At 69.8% G+C, this 19,412-nt stretch carries 11 protein-coding genes and 5 pseudogenes; 10 read left to right on the top strand and 6 right to left on the bottom strand.

Annotated elements, in window-relative coordinates:
- Positions 1–281: 281 nt before the first annotated feature.
- On the top strand, positions 282–1,025 hold the full coding sequence (locus ACWD3I_RS47240) for an IclR family transcriptional regulator (protein WP_365410060.1): 744 nt from the start codon (positions 282–284) through the stop codon (positions 1,023–1,025).
- A 262-nt stretch (positions 1,026–1,287) separates the two neighbouring features.
- Here the strand turns inward: ACWD3I_RS47240 and ACWD3I_RS47235 are convergent, their stop codons facing one another.
- The 3 genes from ACWD3I_RS47235 to ACWD3I_RS47225 are packed head-to-tail and all read right to left on the bottom strand — an operon-like array spanning position 1,288 to position 6,865.
- Positions 1,288–2,727 (bottom strand): NAD-dependent succinate-semialdehyde dehydrogenase, encoded by a 1,440-nt coding sequence (locus ACWD3I_RS47235; protein ID WP_365410006.1) that lies wholly within the window; start codon positions 2,725–2,727, stop codon positions 1,288–1,290.
- Positions 2,724–5,600: an FAD-binding and (Fe-S)-binding domain-containing protein gene (locus ACWD3I_RS47230; RefSeq protein WP_365410009.1), complete on the bottom strand. Its 2,877-nt coding sequence runs from the start codon at positions 5,598–5,600 to the stop codon at positions 2,724–2,726. The genes ACWD3I_RS47235 and ACWD3I_RS47230 overlap by 4 nt, the downstream gene beginning before the upstream one ends.
- The gene (locus ACWD3I_RS47225) at positions 5,597–6,865 is read right to left on the bottom strand and encodes an aspartate aminotransferase family protein (RefSeq protein WP_365410012.1); all 1,269 of its coding nucleotides are present in this window, start codon (positions 6,863–6,865) and stop codon (positions 5,597–5,599) included. Before ACWD3I_RS47225 ends, ACWD3I_RS47230 begins: the two co-directional genes overlap by 4 nt.
- Positions 6,866–7,157: 292 nt before the next feature.
- Between ACWD3I_RS47225 and ACWD3I_RS47220 the strand changes: the two genes are divergently transcribed.
- The 3 genes and pseudogenes from ACWD3I_RS47220 to ACWD3I_RS47210 form a co-directional block, all read left to right on the top strand.
- The gene (locus ACWD3I_RS47220) at positions 7,158–8,777 is read left to right on the top strand and encodes a PucR family transcriptional regulator (protein WP_365410063.1); all 1,620 of its coding nucleotides are present in this window, start codon (positions 7,158–7,160) and stop codon (positions 8,775–8,777) included.
- 267 nt (positions 8,778–9,044) lie between these two features.
- A protein-coding gene (locus ACWD3I_RS47215; RefSeq protein WP_451084419.1) for an IS630 family transposase occupies positions 9,045–10,129 on the top strand; the annotation gives its coding sequence in 2 pieces (ribosomal slippage) (positions 9,045–9,488 and positions 9,491–10,129; 1,083 coding nt in all).
- Between the two features lie 255 nt (positions 10,130–10,384).
- Positions 10,385–10,629 (top strand): annotated as a pseudogene (locus ACWD3I_RS47210) (transposase); the annotation flags it as partial.
- A gap of 151 nt (positions 10,630–10,780) precedes the next feature.
- On the opposite strand, the gene ACWD3I_RS47205 reads toward ACWD3I_RS47210, so the two are convergent.
- Complete coding sequence (locus ACWD3I_RS47205) at positions 10,781–11,434, bottom strand: maleylpyruvate isomerase N-terminal domain-containing protein (protein WP_365410019.1); 654 nt, start codon at positions 11,432–11,434, stop codon at positions 10,781–10,783.
- A gap of 176 nt (positions 11,435–11,610) precedes the next feature.
- Between ACWD3I_RS47205 and ACWD3I_RS47200 the strand changes: the two are divergent.
- The 5 genes and pseudogenes from ACWD3I_RS47200 to ACWD3I_RS47180 all read left to right on the top strand — a co-directional run bounded on the left by ACWD3I_RS47200 (position 11,611) and on the right by ACWD3I_RS47180 (position 16,880).
- Positions 11,611–12,415 (top strand): annotated as a pseudogene (locus tag ACWD3I_RS47200) (IS5 family transposase).
- Positions 12,416–12,455: 40 nt separating this feature from the next.
- Entirely contained in the window at positions 12,456–12,923 is a 468-nt protein-coding gene (locus tag ACWD3I_RS47195) for a hypothetical protein (protein ID WP_365410022.1), read from the top strand.
- Positions 12,924–13,292: 369 nt separating this feature from the next.
- The gene (locus ACWD3I_RS47190; protein WP_365410024.1) at positions 13,293–13,916 is read left to right on the top strand and encodes a GyrI-like domain-containing protein; all 624 of its coding nucleotides are present in this window, start codon (positions 13,293–13,295) and stop codon (positions 13,914–13,916) included.
- A 492-nt stretch (positions 13,917–14,408) separates the two neighbouring features.
- A complete protein-coding gene (locus tag ACWD3I_RS47185; RefSeq protein ID WP_365410027.1) occupies positions 14,409–15,506 on the top strand; it encodes a hypothetical protein in 1,098 nt (365 codons plus the stop codon).
- Between the two features lie 462 nt (positions 15,507–15,968).
- Positions 15,969–16,880, top strand: a complete 912-nt coding sequence (locus tag ACWD3I_RS47180) for an NAD-dependent protein deacetylase (RefSeq protein ID WP_365410030.1) — start codon at positions 15,969–15,971, stop codon at positions 16,878–16,880.
- 221 nt (positions 16,881–17,101) lie between these two features.
- On the opposite strand, the pseudogene ACWD3I_RS47175 reads toward ACWD3I_RS47180, so the two are convergent.
- A pseudogene (locus tag ACWD3I_RS47175) lies at positions 17,102–17,389 on the bottom strand (GNAT family N-acetyltransferase); the annotation flags it as partial.
- Here ACWD3I_RS47175 and ACWD3I_RS47170 point away from each other — a divergent pair.
- Positions 17,330–18,077, top strand: a pseudogene (locus tag ACWD3I_RS47170) (IS256 family transposase); the annotation flags it as partial. The pseudogenes ACWD3I_RS47175 and ACWD3I_RS47170 sit on opposite strands and share 60 nt — an antisense overlap.
- A gap of 6 nt (positions 18,078–18,083) precedes the next feature.
- On the opposite strand, the pseudogene ACWD3I_RS47165 reads toward ACWD3I_RS47170, so the two are convergent.
- Positions 18,084–19,163: pseudogene (locus tag ACWD3I_RS47165) on the bottom strand (aldehyde dehydrogenase family protein); the annotation flags it as partial.
- Between the last annotated feature and the right edge of the window lie 249 nt (positions 19,164–19,412).

The following is a 19,412-nucleotide window of genomic DNA, read 5'->3' as shown; positions in this document are numbered from 1 at the left end:
GCAGGCTGCCGGAGCCGGACCTTTTGTCTGCCGCCAGGCCACGCGATGCTGCACGGGCCGCCGGAGCAGACGGGTGGTGGCACAGGCGGGGGGAGCAGACGCCGCGGAGCATCGGAACAGCACAGTCCTTGACGTCGATCCGGCCGCCGGGACATCACAAGAGAAGAGTGTGCCGCATTGTGGCACACCATGCTAGACTGCGGCATGATCATGCCTGTGGGTTCGGAAGCGAGTCAAGAGGCAGCACGACGAATCCGCAGAACTGAGGCGCCGAGATGGAAATGAAGAGCCTGACCAGGTCGCTGCGCGTCCTGGAGGCCGTGGCGCAACACCAGCCGGTGACCGTGGGAGAGCTGACAAAGATCTTCGGGCTGCCCAAGTCGACCGTGCAGCGCACCCTGGTGACGCTCAACGAGGCGGGCTGGCTGCGGGCGAATCGCAGAGACACCACGCGCTGGGAGGTCGGCACCCGGGTGCTGGCCGTACGCCCCGCCGCCCTACAGGGATCCAGCCTGTTCGCCGCCGCCCGCGAGCCCATGTTCCGGCTCCGCGACACACTGAACGAGACCATCCACCTAACAGTGCCGGACGCCCTGCACGGCATCGTGGTGGTGGACCGCGTCGACTGCGACCACCCCGTACGAACCTTCCACGCCATCGGCGACATCTCCCCCCTGCACGCCACAGCCACCGGACACGCCGTCCTCGCCCATCTGCCGAAGTCCGAGGTCGACGAACTCATGGCGGGCGCACTCGAGGGCTACGGCCAGGAGACCATCACCGACCCGGCGGAGCTGCGTGCCGAGCTCCGCCGCGTCAGAGACCGCGGATACGCCGTCAACCACAACCAGTACCGCCCGGGTGTCTGCGCCATCGCGGCACCCGTCCTGGATGAGGACGGCACACCGCTGGCCAGCGTGGCCGTCTCCATGCCCGACTCACGCTTCGATCCCGGCCGGCTCCCCGAGCTGGGGCAGCTGGTGACCCACACCGCGGCGGAAATCACCGCCCGCCACCTGGGCTGAGACCAGCGGGCGGCCAGAACGACAGCCCAGCGCTCCCCCCGTCCAGGGCGCCGTACACCGCCCAGGCCATGCGGCGGCCTACCAGACCAGCGGCCGGCCCCTGCGCCTTGCGACACCTGCGCAGCCCGCCTGCGCACAGTGACAGAGCTGCGCCCGCGCCCGGTGGAGGAAAAGCCGCCGCCCCGTGCCCGGTGGCGTGGAAACCGGGCACGGGGCGGCCCGTCGCGGTGCGCGATACGGGGTAGTCAGGGCATGACCACCGTCATCGCACGGGCACCGCGAGGTACTGGTACTCCAGGAACTCGTCAATCCCCACCCGGCCGCCTTCACGGCCGAGCCCGGACTGCTTCACCCCTCCAAAGGGGGCGGCCGGGTTGGAGACGAGACCGGTGTTGAGGCCGACCATGCCCACCTCGAGGCGTTCACTGACGCGCAGGGCGCGGTCGAGGCCCTCGGTGAAGACGTAACCGACCAGCCCCCAGGGGGTGTCGTTGGCACGGCCGACGACCTCGTCCTCGCCATCGAAGGTCAAGATCGCCGCGACGGGGCCGAAGATCTCCGTGTCCATCAGCCGGCTGCCAGGTTCGACGTCGGCGAGGACGGTGGGCGGGTAGAAACAGCCCGGACCCTCGGGCGTCTGGCCGCCGACGAGCACCCGGGCGCCGCGCTCCACCGCGTCGCCGACCAGCTCCGCCACCTTGGCCCGCCCGGCCGCGTCGATCAGCGGGCCCACATCGACCCCGTCCCGGGTGCCAGGCCCCACGACGAGCGCGCCCATCCGCTCGGCCAGGCGCCGCCCGAACTCCTCCGCCACCGACCGGTGCACGAAGAAGCGGTTCGCGGCCGTGCACGCCTCGCCCATGTTGCGCATCTTGGCGAGCATCGCGCCGTCCACTGCCGTGTCCAGGTCGGCGTCTTCGAAGACGATGAACGGCGCGTTGCCGCCGAGCTCCATCGAGGTCCGGACGACTGCGTCGGCACACTGAGCGAGCAGCAGGCGCCCGACGTTGGTGGAGCCGGTGAAGGAGAGCTTGCGAATCCGCCCGCCGCGCAGGAGCGGTTCGCACACCTCCCCCGCACGGGAGGTGGTGACGACGTTCAGCACGCCGTCCGGCAGCCCGGCCTCCTTGAGGATCGCGGCGAGGGCCAGGCTGGAGAGCGGGGTCTGCGGGGCCGGCTTGAGGATCATCGTGCAGCCCGCCGCGATGGCGGGGCCGATCTTGCGGGTGCCCATGGCGAGCGGGAAGTTCCACGGGGTGATCAGGAGACAGGGGCCTACCGGGCGGCGGGAGAGCAGCATGCGGTTGCGGCCGTCGGGCAGGATTCCGCCGCCGCCGTCGATGCGGACGGCCTCCTCGGAGAACCAGCGGAAGAACTCGGCCGCGTACGCCACCTCTCCCCTGGCCTCGGCCAGCGGTTTGCCCATCTCGGACGTCATCAGGTGGGCGAGTTCGTCGGTGCGGTCGAGGATGATCTCGTAGGCGCGCCGCAGGATCTCACTGCGCGCGCGGGGCGCCGTACGGGCCCACTCCTCCTGCGCCCGCACGGCCGCGTCCTCCGCCAGCCGGGAGTCCTTGACGCCGGCGTCGGCGACGTGGGCGATGATCTCGCCGGTCGCCGGGTCGTCGACGGGCATGGTGGCGCCGTCCGCGGCGTCCACCCAGGACCCACCGATGAACAACTGCGTGGGTGTGTCGGTCATGACGTCTCTCCAGGTTGAGCGGCTTGATCGGCGGCGGGGTCGAGCAGTTCCGCGAGATGCAGAGCGCGGATGCCCCGGTCTCCGGCGAGGTGGTCGATCTGGGTGGCGCAGCTGAAACCGTCGGCCACGACGACAGTCGACGTGGCCTGGCCGATGCTGTCGAGGCGTGGCCTCAGGGCCAGGTCGGCGACGGCCATCGAGGTGTCGTAGTGCTGCTCCTCGAAACCGAAGTTCCCGGCGAGTCCGCAGCAGCCCTCGGCTTCGTCGACCTTGCCCACGCCCAGTCGGCGCAGCAGGTCGGCGGGGCGGCTGCCCTTGAAGGTCGCGTACTCGTGGCAGTGGGTCTGCAGGGCGACCTTCTCCGGCAGTTCCGGCGGCATCCAGCCAGGCGCGGCCAGGTCGGTCAGGGCACCCGTGAAGGTGTGGACGCGGTCCGCGACCCGGCGGGCGGCGTCCGTCCCGAGGAGTTCGGGCACGTCGCGCTTGAGTGCGGCGGCACAGCTTGGCTCGGCCACGATGATGGGCCGCTCGTCACCGTTGTCCAGGTGGGCGACGGTACGGGCCATGATCCTGCGGGCCACGGACAGCTGACCGGTGCTGACCCAGGTCAGACCGCAGCACAGGCCGTCCTCCGCAGTGCAGGGGATCCCGGCGTCGGTGAGCACCCGGCTCGCGGCTCCGGCCACCTCGGGACGAAAGGCGCGGGTGAAACTGTCGACGAAGAGCACGGCCCTCGCTGAATCGCCGGTCCTCGCATCGCGCAGGACCCTGCGCAGGACGTGCCGGGAGGCGAAGGCGGGAATCCTGCGCTTCGTGGTCACGCCTCCGAGGCGGGCGAGGAGCCGGCCGAGCGGTCCGCGGAGCAGCGCGTTGAGCGGACGAGCGGCGTATCCGGCGAGGGCGGAGGTCAGGGGCAACCAGCCCAGCGAGTAGTGGGAGCGGGGCCTCAAGCGGCCCTTGTAGTGCTGGTGCAGGAACTCCGCCTTGTAGGTGGCCATGTCGACGCCGACCGGGCAGTCGCTGGAGCACGCCTTGCAGGAAAGGCACAGATCGAGCGCGTCGCGGACCTCCGTCGAGCGCCAGCCGTCCTGGACGGTCTCGCCTCGCACCATCTCCTGGAGGAGTCGGGCCCGACCCCGCGTGGAGTCGTTCTCCTCCCCCGTGGCCCGGTAGCTCGGGCACATCACACCGCCCGCGTCGCTGCGACATCGACCGACGCCGACACAGCGGCGAGCCGCGCCCGCGAAGCCGTCCTCGTCGTGCGGGAAGGTGAACTCCGTCGCCAGGGGCTGGATCTGGTGCAGCGCGAGATCGGCGTCGAGCGAAGCCGGGGCGACGATGACACCGGGATTCAGCAGCCCCTCGGGATCGAAGACCTCCTTGAAGGCGGCGAACGCCCGGATCATCCGGTGGCTGTACATGACCTCCAGCAGCTCACCGCGCGCTCGCCCGTCACCGTGCTCGCCGGACAGCGTCCCGCCGTGCGCGACGACCAGCGCGGCCGCCTCGTGCAGGAAGCGACGGGCGGCTGCCCGGCCGGTGTCCGTGGCGAGGTCAAAGTCGATGCGTACGTGGACGCATCCCGCGCCGAAGTGCCCGTACATCACGCCAGTCAGCCCGTGGTCGGCGAGCAGCTTGCGAAAGTCCCTCAGGTAGCCGGCCAGGTCCTCGGGCGCGACCGCCGAGTCCTCCCAGCCGGGCCAGGATTCCCCGCCGTCGACGAGGCGGGCGGCCAGACCCGCGCCGTCCTCGCGGACCCGCCACAGGGAGCGCCGCTCGGCCGCACTCTCCACGACCCGCCCGCCGGTCATCCGGCTCTGCGCCTTCAGCACTTCGAGGAGCTCGGCCGCACGGGCGTTCACCGTGGCCTCATCGTCGCCGTCCAGCTCGACGTACAGCCAGGCCCGCCCCTCGGGCAGTCCGGTGACGGAGTCGGGGCCCCGCCGGGCGCGCATGGTGGCGACGATCGCCTCGTCCATGCCCTCCACAGCGGTGGGATTCCAGCGCAGGATCTCGGGGACGTCCTCGGCCGCGTCGACGACGTCGTCGTAGCCAAGGGTGAGCAGCGCCGAAGCCTGTGCGGTCGCCACCAGGCGGACCGTCGCGGCAGTGACGACCGCACAGGAGCCCTCGGTGCCGACCAGAGCGCGGGCCATGTCGAAGCCGCGCTCGGGCAGCAGGTGGTGCAGCTGATAGCCGGAGACCTGGCGCGGAATGCGGCCCAGCTCGGTCCGGATCGGCGCCAGGTTGTCACCGATCAGGCGTCGTACGTCCGCTTCGAGGCGGGCGACGCGCTCCGCGTCCGCAAAATCCACCGGGTGCAACCCCACGTGGTCGGCGACGGCCCGAACACCGTCGGCCGTCACGATCTCCAGCGCCTCGATGTGGGAGCTGGTCCGCCCGTGCCGCACCGACCGGTTGCCGCACGCGTCGTTGCCGATCATGCCGCCGAGGGTGCAGCGGCTGTGCGAGGACGGGTCGGGGCCGAAGGAGAGTCCGTGCAGCGCGGTCGCGCTCTGCAGCGCGTCGAGGACGACTCCGGCCTCGACACGCGCGGTCCCGGCGGCCGGGTCGATGTCCAGGATCCGGTTCATGTAACGGGAGAAGTCCAGGACGACGCCCGGCCCGACCGCGTTGCCCGCCATGCTCGTGCCACCGCCGCGAGCGGTGACCGCGACGCCCGTCTCCTTGCAGGCCCGCAACACCGCGACCACATCGTCCGTGGAGCGGGGGAAGGCCACAGCCTGCGGGGGGACTCGGTAGTTGGAGGCGTCGTAGGCGTACTGGCCGAGGGTGCCCAGGCCGGATTCCACCCGCAGGCCCGGAGCCGTCTCGACGAGCCGGGCGGCCAGCCGCGCCACGCTGTCGCTCATCGTGCCGACGCTCCTGAGGTACCGGCCTCCACGGCGGTCGCCCACGCCTGGAGGCCCTCGTCCACCGCCGTCCCGTCGATCACCAGCGCCGGGATCATCCGCACCACCTGGTTCCAGGCCCCGCACAGCAGCAGAAGCAAGCCCTCGTCCACGGCCGCCCGCTGCACGCGGGCGGCTGTATCGGGGTCGGGGCTGCCGTCCTCGGTGACGAACTCGGTGGCCAGCATCAACCCCAGCCCCCGCACATCACCGATGCCCGGCGTCCGGTCGGCTACCGCCTCCAGGCCCTGCCGCAGCCGCGCTCCCATCGCCTCGGCGTTCTCGACGAGCTTCTCGTCGCGTACGACGTCGAGAGTGGCGCAGGCCGCGGCGCAGGCGACGGCGTTGGCGCCGTACGTACCGCCCTGCGAACCGGGCCACGCCTTGCTCATCAGCTCCTCCGAGGCGGCGATCCCGGACAGCGGGAAGCCGCTGGCCAGACCCTTGGCAGTGACGAGGATGTCGGGCGCGACACCGAAGTGGTCATGCCCCCAGAAGCAACCGGTGCGGCCGACGCCGGTCTGCACCTCGTCGAGGATGAGAAGGAATCCGTGGCGGTCCGCGCGCTCCCGCAGCCCCTCCATGAAGACGCGGTTGGCAGGCACGTACCCGCCCTCGCCGAGCACCGGCTCGACAATGATCGCAGCCGTGTCTGCGGGCGAGGAGATCGTCTGGAGTGTGTAGTCGAGCTCCTGCAGGGCGAAGCGGGTGGCGGTCTCCTCGTCCCAGCCATACCGGTAGGCCGACGGGAAGGGGGTGACGACCACACCGCTCATCAGCGGGGAGAAGCCGGAGCGGAAGCGGGTGCCGGAGGTGGTCATGGAGGCGGCGGCGACCGTACGACCATGGAAGCCGCCGTGACAGACGATGACGTTCGGGCGGCCGGTGGCCTGGCGGGCCAAGCGCAGCGCGGCCTCGACGGCCTCGCTTCCGGAGTTGGTGAAGAACAGGCTGTCCAGACCGACCGGCAGCACCTCGCCGAGCTTGTCGACGAGGCGGCGCAGGGGCTGGTGCATGACCGTCGTGTACTGGCCGTGGATCAGCGTGCCGACCTGCTCCTGCGCCGCCGCCACAACCTTCGGGTGACAGTGACCAGTGCTGGTGACACCGATACCGGCGGTGAAGTCGAGGTAGCGGCGGCCGTCCTCACCGTAGAGGTGGACGCCCTCGCCCCGGGTCACCACCACGGGAGTGGCCTGGCGAAGATGCGGCGACAGTGCGGTCATGGTCGTCTCCCGGCGTGGGTCGTCGGACTGGTGCGCTTTGCCAAGCATCTCCGCCGCCCGGAGACGAGCCAAAGCGCGATCTGTCCGGTACGGGCCCGCTGTTCGGACGTTCTGTCAAGCACGGGCCGGAAATGCGGCGCTCCCTGCCTCGTTCACCGAGGCGGAACCGCCCTTGCGCAGGTCAGCAAGGCTTGTCACAGTGGCCGGGCACTCCCCTCTCGGCTTCGCTCGGGCGGGGCACCCCCATGGAGACACCGTGAACGACAGCCGTTCGACGGCACGACCGCCGGACATGGACGGCCCGGACAGCACCGCGCCCGGCCGCGCCCTCACCCTCGCCGACGTCCTGACCCTGCCCGTACTGGCCGCCGGCCGGCCCCAGGTCGTCACTGGCGTAACCGAACTCGACCGGCCGGTCCGCTGGGTCCACATCACCGAGCTGACCGACCCCGCCTCCTTCCTCAAGGGCGGCGAGCTCGTCCTGACCACCGGCATGCCCCTGCCCGAGGAACCGGCGGGCATCCGACGCTACGTCGACGAACTCGCCGGCATCGGGGCGGCGGCCCTGGTCATCGAACTCGTACGGCGCTACCACCGCCCGCCCGACGCCCTCGTCCACGCCTGCCAGACCCGCGGCCTCCCGCTGATCACTCTCGCCAAGGACGTCAACTTCCTCGAGGTCACCCAGGTCGTCCACGCCCTCATCCTCGGCAATCAGGCCGAGGCGATGCGCCGCACCCAGCGCGTCCACGAGGCGTTCACCGCGCTGACGCTGCGCGGAGCCGGACCGGAGGACGTCATGCGCGCGGCAGCGGAGATGAGCGGCCGTACCGTCGTCCTGGAAAACCTGGTCCACCAAGCACTGATCTGCGAACCCTCCGGCACCACCCTGGAAGAAGCGCTCACCGACTGGGAGCAACGCTCCAGAGCGACCCCGCCCGGAGACCGCACGAGCCAGCACGGCCCGGAGGGCTGGCTCACCGCACCGGTCGAATACCAAGGTGAACGCTGGGGCCGCGTGGCCATGCTGCCGGCTCCCACCACCGAACCGGCCTTCGCACCGGAGCACATCACCGTCCTGGAAAGAACGGCGATGGCCCTGACCGTCGCCCGCCTCATCCACCCCACCCCCTGGGAACGCACCGCGCACCGCAACGCCCTGCGCGACCTCGTCGAGCAGCGCCACCGCTCCCCCGAAGACGCCCATGCCCGCCTGACCGCGCTGGGCCTGCCCACCGAGAACAGCCGCTTCCTCACGGTCGTGGTGGACCTCCCCGCAGATGACATCGCGGCGAATCCCGAGACCGGACTGTCCCAGGACCTGCACACGACGGGCATCCCGGCACTCATCGGCGAACTGGCCCCCGGTCGCGTGGGAGTCCTCCTCGCCCTGAGCCCCTCACACCCCTGGCAGCCCGCGGTCGAACGGCTGAGCCACGCCGCGCTCGGCCTTTCCCCGCAGGCCGTCGTGAGCATCGGCTCCGTGGTCGACGACCTCACCGACGCCCCCCGTTCCTTCCGCCAGGCAACCCGCGTGGCGGAGGCCACCCCGCCCGACCAGCCCCTCCCCCCGGGCCGCTCCTTCCACGAACTCTCCGATGTGGACCTGCGCCGCCTGCTGTACGCGCTCCGCGAGGACACCCGGATCCAGGAATACGCCGAACAACGACTCGGCCGCCTCCTCGATCACGACGCCCGACACGGCACCGAGCTGCTGACGACCCTCCGCCACTACCTCGACGCCGCCGGCAACAAAACCAGCGCCGCCCGCCGCGGCGGCCTGTCCCGCGAGACGCTCTACCAACGCCTGCGCACCATCGAGCGCCTGCTCGACTGCGACCTCGAATCCGGCGAACAGCGCACCGCATTGCACGTGGCCCTGATGGCGTTGCACGTCTTGCGCACCGGCTGACCCCATGCCTCGCCTGCGGATGTTCCGTCGAAGAACCGCCGCGCCCTGCCCCGCAGATGCGATCTCAGAGTGAGCCGCAAGGTCAGGTGCGGCGAGGCCCGCCGCTGTATCGGGTCGGTGGTCGCCGACTTGAACACCCCTAGCGCACACAGCACATCACCGCGCGGGCCGTTCGACGACCACCCGGTTCACCCGGAGCTTGCCTACTGACCTTTCCGTTCAGTTGTCGGGGCTGACATTGGTTGATCCCTGCGGTACGCCGTGGGCATGCGATACGCGCAAGGCGGTGGTCTCACCGCGCGAGGTCAGGTCGCCCGGGAACGGGTGCGCATGCTGGCAGTCGATGGCTTCGCACGGGGTGAGAAGAACACGGTGATCGCGAAGGAACTGCGGGTCAGCGTCCGGTCGGTGGAGCGGTGGCGTCGTTCCTGGCGCGAGGGAGGGCGGCAGGCCCTGCGTCCCTCGGGGCCGGCCAAGCGGCCGAAGATCGGCGACAGTGACTTCGCTGTGCTCGAGCCGCTGTTACTGGAAGGCGCGACAGCTCAGGGCTGGATGGATGAGCGGTGGACGCTCTCCCGCGTGCAGCTGCTGATTGCAGACCAGTTGGGGGTGTCGTTGTCGATCCGCGGAGTGTGGGAGTTGCTGCGGCGGCACGGCTGGTCGTGTCAGCATCCTGCGCGGCGGGCCATCGAGCGGGACGAAGCGGCGGTGGCCGGCTGGGTGAAGGAGACCTGGCCGCAGGCAAAGCCACCGCAGCGGCGCTCGGGGCATGGCTGGTCTTCGAGGACGAAGCCGCCGTCTCGATGACGTCGCACCGCTCCCGCACCTGGGCACCGAGAGGAAGCACTCCTGTGGTCCGGTTCAACGGCGCCTCCCGCGGCCGCATTTCGATGGCTGCGTTGGTGTGCTTCAAGTCCGGCGAACGCAGCCGCCTGATCTACCGGCCTCGCGTCCAGGGCCATCACCGAGGTGCCCATCGCGGCTTCACCTGGCAGGACTACCGTGATCTTCTCGTGCGGGCGCACCTACAGCTCGGCGGTCCCGTTGTGGTGATCTGGGACAACTTGAATGTTCATCGCTGCAGTCGATTACGTGAGTACGCGGCAGACCATGACTGGCTCACCATCGTCCAGTTGCCCAGCTATGCACCCGACCTCAATCCTGTCGAGGGCATCTGGTCGTTGCTCCGGCGCGACACCACCGCCAACGTCGTCTTCCACGACCGCGACCACCTCGTCCGAGCCGTCCGCAGAGGCCTGCGCCGGATCCAACGACGCACCGACCTCATCGAGGGCTGCCTCGCGGAAACAGGCCTCTCACTCACCCCGACAACTGAACGGAAAGGTCAGTAACAAGTGATCACCACGTGCAGCAAGAAGGCCCAGCCACTGACCTGGGCCTTCTTCGTGGAGCGGGTGACGCGTACCCTCTGATCGCCTGGAACGGGGACAACGCGCCGACGGAACTCGCCCTCCGGCACGGCCGGCTGACGCTGACGGTCGGCTCGGGGAGCATCTCGGTCGACCGGACGACGGTCGAGCGGACCTGGCGGTACGCGCCGCGCCATCCACTTCCACGACGACGGCCTATCGCACGTTGATGAGGGCATGGGGAAGCGTCAGCCGCGGCCGAGGATCGTGTCGGACGAACTGTGGTCGCTCATCGGGCCGTTGCTGCCCGAGCCGCCCCCGCGGCAGGACGAGGGCAGACCTCGAGTGCTCGACCGGCAGGCCTTGTGCGGGATCCTGTTCGTCCTGCACACCGGCATCCAATGGGAGTACCTCCGCAGGAACTCGGCTTCGGCTCGGGCATGACATGCTGGCGCCGCCTGGCGGCCTGGAACGAAGGCGGCGGCATATTGGACCCCTCGCCCGCTCACGGCTCTCATCATGGACGCGCGCCGACACGACCGACGTGGTTGAGCGGCGTGGCTGGCCCGGTAGCGGCAAGACGCCTGCGGTGGTCTCACCCTCTGATGAGTGCAGGCACCTTTCCTGCACGCATCAGGTCCCTCCGCCGCAGGCACAGTCGCGGCAACGTGATCGACCGGACAGCTCCAGCGAGGTACTCCGGCGGGGGTCGCGCCCGAGGTAACGCAGGAGGACCGCCACGTCGTCGTCCCCCTGCTTGGGGACGAGGGCTGCGACGTACGCGCCGCGAGGGCGCAGCGGCTCGACGATCTCCCTGGCGATCTTGAGGAGGGAGCGGGCCAGCTCGGGTGTGAGCGGCGGCGGCCGGCCCGTCGCCATGGCGATGTCCCAGGCGTGGACCGCTGTATCCAGCCCGCGCGCCGCCGAGCCGGACCACGGGGACAACTCGTGCGGCGGCACCGGCGTGGGCACCTCAGCGACGTCCCGGTCGATCCCCGCCCACGCCTTCGCCGCGCGTGCCAGGGCGTCCTCCAGGAACGCCACCGGGTCCACGCCCTCCATATCGCCCGACGGGTCGAACGGGTTGAAATCGAGGCCGGGTTCGCCGGTCAGCGCGGCGGCGTAGCCGCCCTGGTCGCCGACGGCGTGCTGGAAGACCTGGGCGACGGTCCACCCCGCCGCAGGGCGTCGGCAGGTGCCAGCCGTCGGCGGGGACGGCGCGGACCGCCGTGCACAGTGCTTCGTGGGAGGCGTCCAGGACGTCCCAACCGCTGGAAACGATGCCATGGCTCATCGGAGAGCCCTCTTTCGTGGTGCCCTCACCGTGATGAATGTTGTTGTCATGCGTCCACGCTCGGCCCGTGACGGTAGGAGAATCCGTACCCTCTGCGACAACAGGACTGCCGGTACTAAGACACCGCTTCTTTTGGCCTGGGGTGGTCGTCGGTCAGTGCATGGCAGACCTGGTCCAGCGGCTGGTACCGGACGAGTTGTGGGAGCTGCTTCGCCGGGTGGTACCTCCTACGGAGGTCATACGTCCCCAGGGCGGGGCCGACGACGGGCGGGCGACCGCGAGACGTTGGCGGCGATCATCTTCGTGGCCACGTCGGGCTGCACCTGGCGGCAACTCCCGCCGGTCTTCGGCCCGGCGTGGCCCACGGTCTACCGGCGCTTCGCGCAGTGGAGCCGTGCCCGCGTCTGGGCCAGACTGCACCGCGTCATCCTCGACGAACTCGGCGCGCTCGGTGAGCTGGACTGGTCCCGATGTGCAATCGACTCGGTAAGCGTCAGGGCCGCAAAAGGGGGCTACTGACGGGACCGAATCCGACCGATCGCGGCAAGCCGGGATCGAAGATCCACCTGATCACCGACCGAAAAGGACTGCCCCTGTCCCTGGGCATCTCCGCAGCCAACCTGCACGACAGTCAGGGCCTGGTGCCGCTCGTACGAGGCATACCGCCGATCCGGTCCCGCCGGGGCCCGCGTCGCAGGCGACCTGGGAAACTTTATGGCGACAAGGGATACGACTACGACCAGCTGCGCCGATGGCTCCGCAGCCGCGGCATACGCCACCGCATCGCCCGCAAAGGCATCGAATCCTCACAACGACTCGGCCGCCACCGATGGGTGGTCGAGCGAACGGTGTCCTGGCTGGCAGGCTGCCGCCGTCTCCACCGCCGCTACGAGCGCAAGCCCGAGCACTTCCTGGCCTTCGTGGGCATCGCTGCCCTCCTCATCGGCAATCGGCGCCTCACACGGATCCGATAACTCACTGGTCAGAGGTGTTCCCCTCGGTCAGGATTCGCTCATGGACGAGCCAGCCACCACCGCCTGGAAGTACGCGGCGAACCTCATCTGCGAGGAAGACCTGCCCATGTTGGCGGCCCACCTACTGGCTGCCGGCCACGACTCTCCTTCACTGCGCGACCTGGCCGGCCGTTCCCGGCGCGAGCACCCAGCAGAGATCCGCCAGCTCTTCGGGCACACCATGGAGGAGCTCGGGATCCAGATCCCGGACTACGAGACCGCTGAACGCTGCCTCCTGCATCACATGGCGACAGAGCTGACCGCCGGTGCCTTGTCACCGAAGATGGCCGCAGATCGAGTCTGGCAGGGGATCGAGGCGTTGACAGATCCTGAGCGGGAGTTCGTGGCGGCCGTGGGCCTGGAGTACCACCTCGACTTCATGTCCCCCGAAGAGGTCCGGGCCTGGGAGAACGCTGTACGTCTCGCCGCAAAGACTCTGGCTGGAACAGCCTTCCCACACACGCAGTGACACCAGCCACGGCCACGCCCACCACTCACCAGCAGCCAGCCCTCACGCACACCAAAAGACGACCTCTAAGCGATACGCCTGTCCAGCCTGCGCCGGGGCCGGCCTTACGCCCGGCCCCCGCCGCCCTCTTGCAGACCCCACCCCGCCGCCCAGCCAGCTGAGACTCCCGTGCCGCCTCCCACCGTGGCACGTGCTCCACGAGCAACTCGCCGACATGTCCACGGGACACACCGGTGAAGGCAGGATGGGACGGGGCAACACGATTCAAGACGTTCACAGCATCCGATCGTGCCGTCCGCCACTGACTACCCCAAGGCCGTGCGCGGGCATCGCCGGGCGATGCGCAACTATCCAGGGAGTGAGGCACCGATGGCACCGTATGACGTCAAGCGAGAGCAGAAGGAGCTCTACGCGCCCAAGAACACGGTGTGGGCCATCGTGGATGTTCCCGAGCAGCAGTTCCTCGCCATCGACGGTACGGGGAACCCCAATACTGCTCCTGCCTACGCCCAAGCGGTCGAGGCCCTCTACTCGGTCGCCTACACCCTCAAGTTCGCCAACAAGCGCACGGGGGGCGGTGATTTCGTCGTCGCTCCGCTGGAAGGGTTGTGGTGGGCGGACCGGCCCGAAGCGTTCACCAGCGGAGCCAAGGACTCCTGGCACTGGACCATGCTCATCAACATGCCCTCCTGTATCACCAAGGAGATGATCGAGGACGCCAAGCAGACTGCGCTGACCAAGAAGAAGATCCCCACGATCTCCCGGCTCCGGCACCTCACCCTCCACGAAGGCCGCAGCGCCCAAGTGCTGCACATCGGCTCCTACGACGACGAGGCTCCCGTGCTGCACGAACTCCACCACTCCTATCTCGACGCCAACGGCCTGCGTCCATCAGGGCTGCATCACGAGATCTACCTCAGCGATCCCCGCAAGACTGCCTCCGAGAAGCTGAAGACCATCCTGCGCCAGCCATTCGAAGACCTCGGCAGGTAGCTGCGTGGCCGCCGCCGCGCTGGCGCCCGTGCGCACGACGGCCTGCTGAACCACCCACCATCCGCCCCCCGGGCCAGTACGCCCCGCGAGACGTACTGTGACCGCAAGTGGGATGGAGTCGTCTCCATCAGCAGAGACAGCACAATGCTGGCCATGCGTCAGATCCACCGTTCGCGGACGAGTGATCCGCAGGGCTCTGTGGCGCAGGCCGCTGGCCCACCACCACGAGGGCGGATGGTTGCGCGCGGACAGCGTCCACCCTCCTGACGACCGCTCCGACAACGACCGCCTCGCGGTTGAGCGGCGTCGCCTGGCTTTGTCCATGAGCACGGGCAATAGACGTTCACCACTTCGGGAGTCATTCGGCACATCGACGATTCGAACGGACGCTTCCCACCGTGGCGGTGCGCGGTCCCTCTCCGCGGATGAAAAACGCGTTGGCCGGTCCGCCGCGGAGCTGCGACGATTCCCCCGTTTAGCAGCGGAGGGCATTTGTTCGTTTTCGTGTGTGCTGGGTGTGGCGCCAGGCTGACCAACCCGCTGTCCCAGGTAGAGCTGCCAGCCCACGCCTATCAGAAGTACGGGAACGCGATTCAGCTCCCGGTTCTCATGGAGTCGGGCACGTTTGCCGTGGAACCGGAGCCGTGGGGGCATCCGTGGCGGCAGATCGATCCAGACGAGGCGGCAGCCCGCGGCATCCACGCTCTGGTGTACGCCGTGTCCGGCGGCCCACCCGGCACCATCGTCATCGCACCCGGGGATACCCGCGGTACCGTGCTCGTTCCGGAGCAAGCCGGCGGCTACTGCTGCGGCCTCGGCTGGGGTGACGGCCCCAACATGGCTTGCGAGGCGTGCGGCCTGCTCGTGGCGAACCGCATCGACGACTGCTCGCTCTGGCAGGCGGTCTGGCTCGCGCCGGACGCCGTGCACCGCCTGCCCGTCGACGACGCCCACATCGCGATCCTCTCCTGGGCGGAACTATTGGTGGAGGGGAAGGTCACGCCCCCGAGCGTGCCGCTCACGAGATGGGGCTCGCTGCTCGGGCTGGACCACTGGTGGTCCTGGAACCCGCAATGGGAAGCGGCAGCCGGCCGGGCGCTGGCCCACTTGCTGGTCGCCTCGGATGGCCGGCCCGTAGCTGTCCCGCACGGCCTGATCGCGGAAGTGTTCCAACGCGCCCTCGACGCCCTGCTTCCCGCGGTCCAGCCGGCGCGGCGCGCCGTCCTGGCCGGACCCGGACTGCCCGCCCCCGATACGGACACCGACATCGTCATCGTGCCGACCCACCCACAGACGGGGGAAGCCTGGAGCCCGGCCGGCCCGACCGCATCGGCATACCCGGTGCCGCTGCCGTTCGGGGTGTGGATGTGGATGGCCTTCCCCAAGCCACACCTCCACCTCCCCGTGTCAGGAACCATGCCCGACGGCGTTCTCCGCGACGACCCGCCCGCGCCGCCTCCCCACCGCCTGTTCCGGGCCGACCCGGGAACCTTCCAGCACACGTTGATCCGGCTGCCGGCCGTCCGTAACCCGTGGCTGCACGAGATCCTGGAAAACCTCACGCACCACATGCGCGCCGGCCTCTTCTAGCCGACTGGCAGGGGGCGCCGGTGCTCACTCTTCGAAACTGCCGCAATCGACCAGAGGCGGTCAGTGGTGCCCCTCGAAGTGGTAAACAACTGCCGTCCGTTCTCGGGCTCTGGTCCACTTCTTGGGACCAGAGCCCGTTCTCGTGGACAAAGTCCGCCCACCTGGCATGCAGCACGCGATACCGGCTATTAGCCCTTCCGTCCACGCACACGAGGCTCCGCCCGACCCCAGCCGGAGGCACGTCCGCGTCATTGCCGTAGCCGGGCCGGGGCCCGGTATCCCACGCCGCCCGCAACGACGCACCACCTCCCCTTACCTGCACTGCTGACACACCACACAAGGCACCTCAGCCCGGTCCGCAGAACACAGCCCTCGACGCGCCGCGTGCACGGCAGCATCCGAGCAACCGGCGCGCCACCGACAGCGGAAGGGGAGCGGCAGCCTGTTCCGTACCCTGGCGGCATGCGCATGCGCCCCACTGTGAGCTGGACCCCGACCCCGAACCTGCCGCCGGGCACCACAGATCTGGAGCCGGTCGCCGGGGTGCTGAGCACTGGCGATGTGCTGGTTCTCACCGGGGCGGGCATCTCCACGGAGTCGGGCATCCCCGACTACCGGAGCGAGGGCGGGAGTCTGAGCCGGCACACTCCGATGACCTACCAGGACTTCACTGCCAGCGGCCAGGCCCGGCGCCGGTACTGGGCGCGCAGCCACCTCGGCTGGCGCACCTTCGGCCGCGCCCGCCCCAACGCCGGACACCGGGCCGTGGCCGCGTTCGCGCGGCACGGCCTACTCTCGGGCGTGATCACCCAGAACGTCGACGGCCTGCACCAGGCCGCCGGCACCGAAGGCGTCGTGGAACTCCACGGCAGCCTGACTCAGGTCGTCTGCCTTTCCTGCGGCGCGCACAGCCCACGCAGCGAACTCGCCCAGCGGCTGGAGGAGGCCAACCAGGGCTTCGAGCCGGTGGCCGCCGGAATCAACCCGGACGGCGACGCCGACCTCACCGACGAACAGGTCGGGGACTTCCGCGTGCTGCCCTGCACGATCTGCGGCGGCATCCTCAAACCGGACGTGGTGTTCTTCGGCGAAAGCGTCCCGCCACCGCGGGTCGAACACTGCCGCGAACTGGTCCACCAGGCTGCCTCACTGCTCGTCCTGGGTTCCTCGCTGACGGTGATGTCCGGGCTCCGGTTCGTCCGCCAGGCAGCCCAGGCCGGGAAGCCGGTGCTGATCGTCAATCGGGACCAGACCCGGGGCGACCAGCACGCCCTCACCCGGGTCGCGCTCCCGCTGGGAGCAGCCCTCACCACCGTGGCCGGCCATCTGGGCATCCCTGTCGATGATGAGGCGACGGCCCGGGCGAACGAGTGACGGCCGCTGGGCGTCACCGAAGCGACCGTCGAGGTCTTGACCTGCTGCCTGGTCGGGGGCATCGCACAGCCACTGCCCCGCGGGGTGTCAGTGCCGAGTGTCGTCGTGCGCATGAACTCTGTCCGAGCTGAGCCTCGTACTGCTGCCGCACGGGGCACTTTGTGCACACGGCTGCCGCAGGAGTCGCTGCGGCATGGTGAGAAGGTCCGCAGATCCCGACGTCAGACCTTCCGGATCCGGTCGGCGATCTCCGGCCTCGCGGCGAACCCGGCCGCCTTGTACGTGGCGACACCGCCGACGTTGGAGCTCGGCGTGCACACGCGCACGCTTGACGAGCCCATCTCCCGCAGTGCGGCCGCCCCGGCGACGGTGATCGCCCTCCCGTAGCCGCGGGCGCGGTGGTCCGTGTGAACGCCCATCGGCTCGACGAGTCCCGGCTTCCCCGGACCGGCCGACCAGACCGTCACCACCGACGCGGGGTTGACCTGGTCGTCGTAAGCACCCAGGCAGTGGAAGTGAAGGTGCCCCGCGACACTGTCGGCAGCTTCAAGCCGCAGATCGTCAAGAAGCGACAGCGACGCCGGGAAGCTCGCGAACCGTCCCATCTACGTGGTGACGGTGGACGGCACCCGCGACATCCTCGGCATCTGGGCCGGCGACGGCGGCGAGGGAGCCAAGTACTGGCTGCACGTGTTCACCGAGCTGAAGAACCGCGGCCTGGACGACGTGCTCATGCTGGGCTGCGACGGGCTCAAAGGACTCCCCGAGGCCGTGGAGACCGTCTGGCCTAGCACAATAGTCCAGACGTGCGTCGTTCACCTGCTGCGCAATTCGTTCCGATACGCCGCCCGCCAGGACCGGGACAAGGTCGCAGGGGCTCTCAAACCCGTCTACACCGCACCCAGCGAGGACGCCGCGACGCAGCGGTTCCTGGAGTTCCAGGAATCCTGGGGCCGCAAGTAGCCGGTGATCGTGAAGCTGTGGTCGGGTGCCTGGGCCGAGTTCGTGCCCTTCTTCGCCTTCGACGTCGAGATCCGCAAGGTCATCTGCAGCACGAACGCGATCGAGAGCGTCAACGCCCGCATCCGCAGGTCCGTCCGCGCCCGCGGGCACTTCCCCAACGAGGCCGCCGCCCTCAAGTGCATCTACATGGCCCTGATGAGCGTGGACCCGACGGGCAAGGGCCGCAAGCGGTGGATCATGCCCGCCGACGACGATGCGGCCGCCGTCCTCGACGGCCGCCTTCACGAAGCGCTCGACGTTCTCCAGGTGCCGCTCGCCGGCCATCGGCCCGACGACGGTGGCCGGGTCGAAGGGGTCGCCGACGGGGACCGCCGGAACCGCGTCGGAGAGGATGCCCAGCGTGGTGTCGTACAGGGACCGGTGGACGAGCAGCCGGGGTCCGCCCATGCAGAACTGTCCGGTGTTGAAGACGAATGCCTTGATGATCGCGCCGATCGCCTTCCCGACGTCGGCGTCCTCGAAGACGATGTGCGGCGCGTTGCCGCCCAACTCCATGGTGACCGGCTTGAGTTGTTCGCCGGCCGCGCTCGCCACCAGGTGGCCGACCCGCGTCGACCCGGTAAAGGCGATCTTGTCGACACCCGGATGACGCACCAGCGCCTCACCCAGGACGGGGCCGCTGCCGGTGACGACGTTCACCACACCCGCGGGAAGGCCGGCGTCGGCGAGGATCTCCGCCATCAGCAGCGCGCTGAGGGGGGTCTCGTCGGCCGGTTTGTGGACGATGGTGTTGCCGGCCGCCAGGGCGGGGGCGAACTTCGACGTGCTCAGGATCAACGGGAAGTTGAACGGGGTGATCGCTCCCACCACGCCGACGGGCTCCCTGCGGGTGTAGGCGTGGGCGGGTATGGCGACCTGCCGCGTGGCTCCGTCGAGGCTCTGCGCCAGCGCCGAGTAGTACTCGTACGTCTCGGCCACGGTCTCCACGTCGACCGCTCGGCTGAGCGAGACGGGCTTGCCGACGTCGAGGCTCTCGACAGCGGCGATCTCGTCCGCCCGTTCGCGCACCAGATCGGCCACCCGGTGCAGCACGCGGGCGCGCTCGCGGGCCGGTGTCCGGGGCCAGGGCCCCGCGTCGAAGGCCTCGCGGGCGGCGGCCACCGCGGCGGCGACATCCGCCCCGTCGGCCTCCGCGACCGTGGTGACGACTCTGCCGGTGGACGGGTCGATGACGTCGCGCCGCTCCTTGGACTCCGCGTCCCGCCACTCTCCGCCGATGAACAGCCTGCCCGGTTCGATGCGCGGTCGCTGCACGCTCATGGCCCGCTCGCCCTTCCGGTGCGGCGCGCGGCCGACACCGTGCTCACGCCGGTCGCGCCACTGCGGCCGGCAGGTTTTCGGATGATGGCCCAGCGGTGCCCGCCTGGACAGAGAACCGGGAGGCACGCGCCGGAAGTATGGACGAATGACGTATCCCGGGCGCGACGTTCAGCCTTGTCAGGTCGGCCTGCTGCCGAGTGGCGCGCCTCCGCCGTCCGTGCTCCCACCGGGCACGGCGGCTTCCGTCCG

It is taken from the genome of Streptomyces sp. NPDC002817, assembly GCF_053592055.1.
Note: the sequence above shows the minus strand (reverse complement) of the source record. Positions and strands in the feature narration are given on the sequence as shown.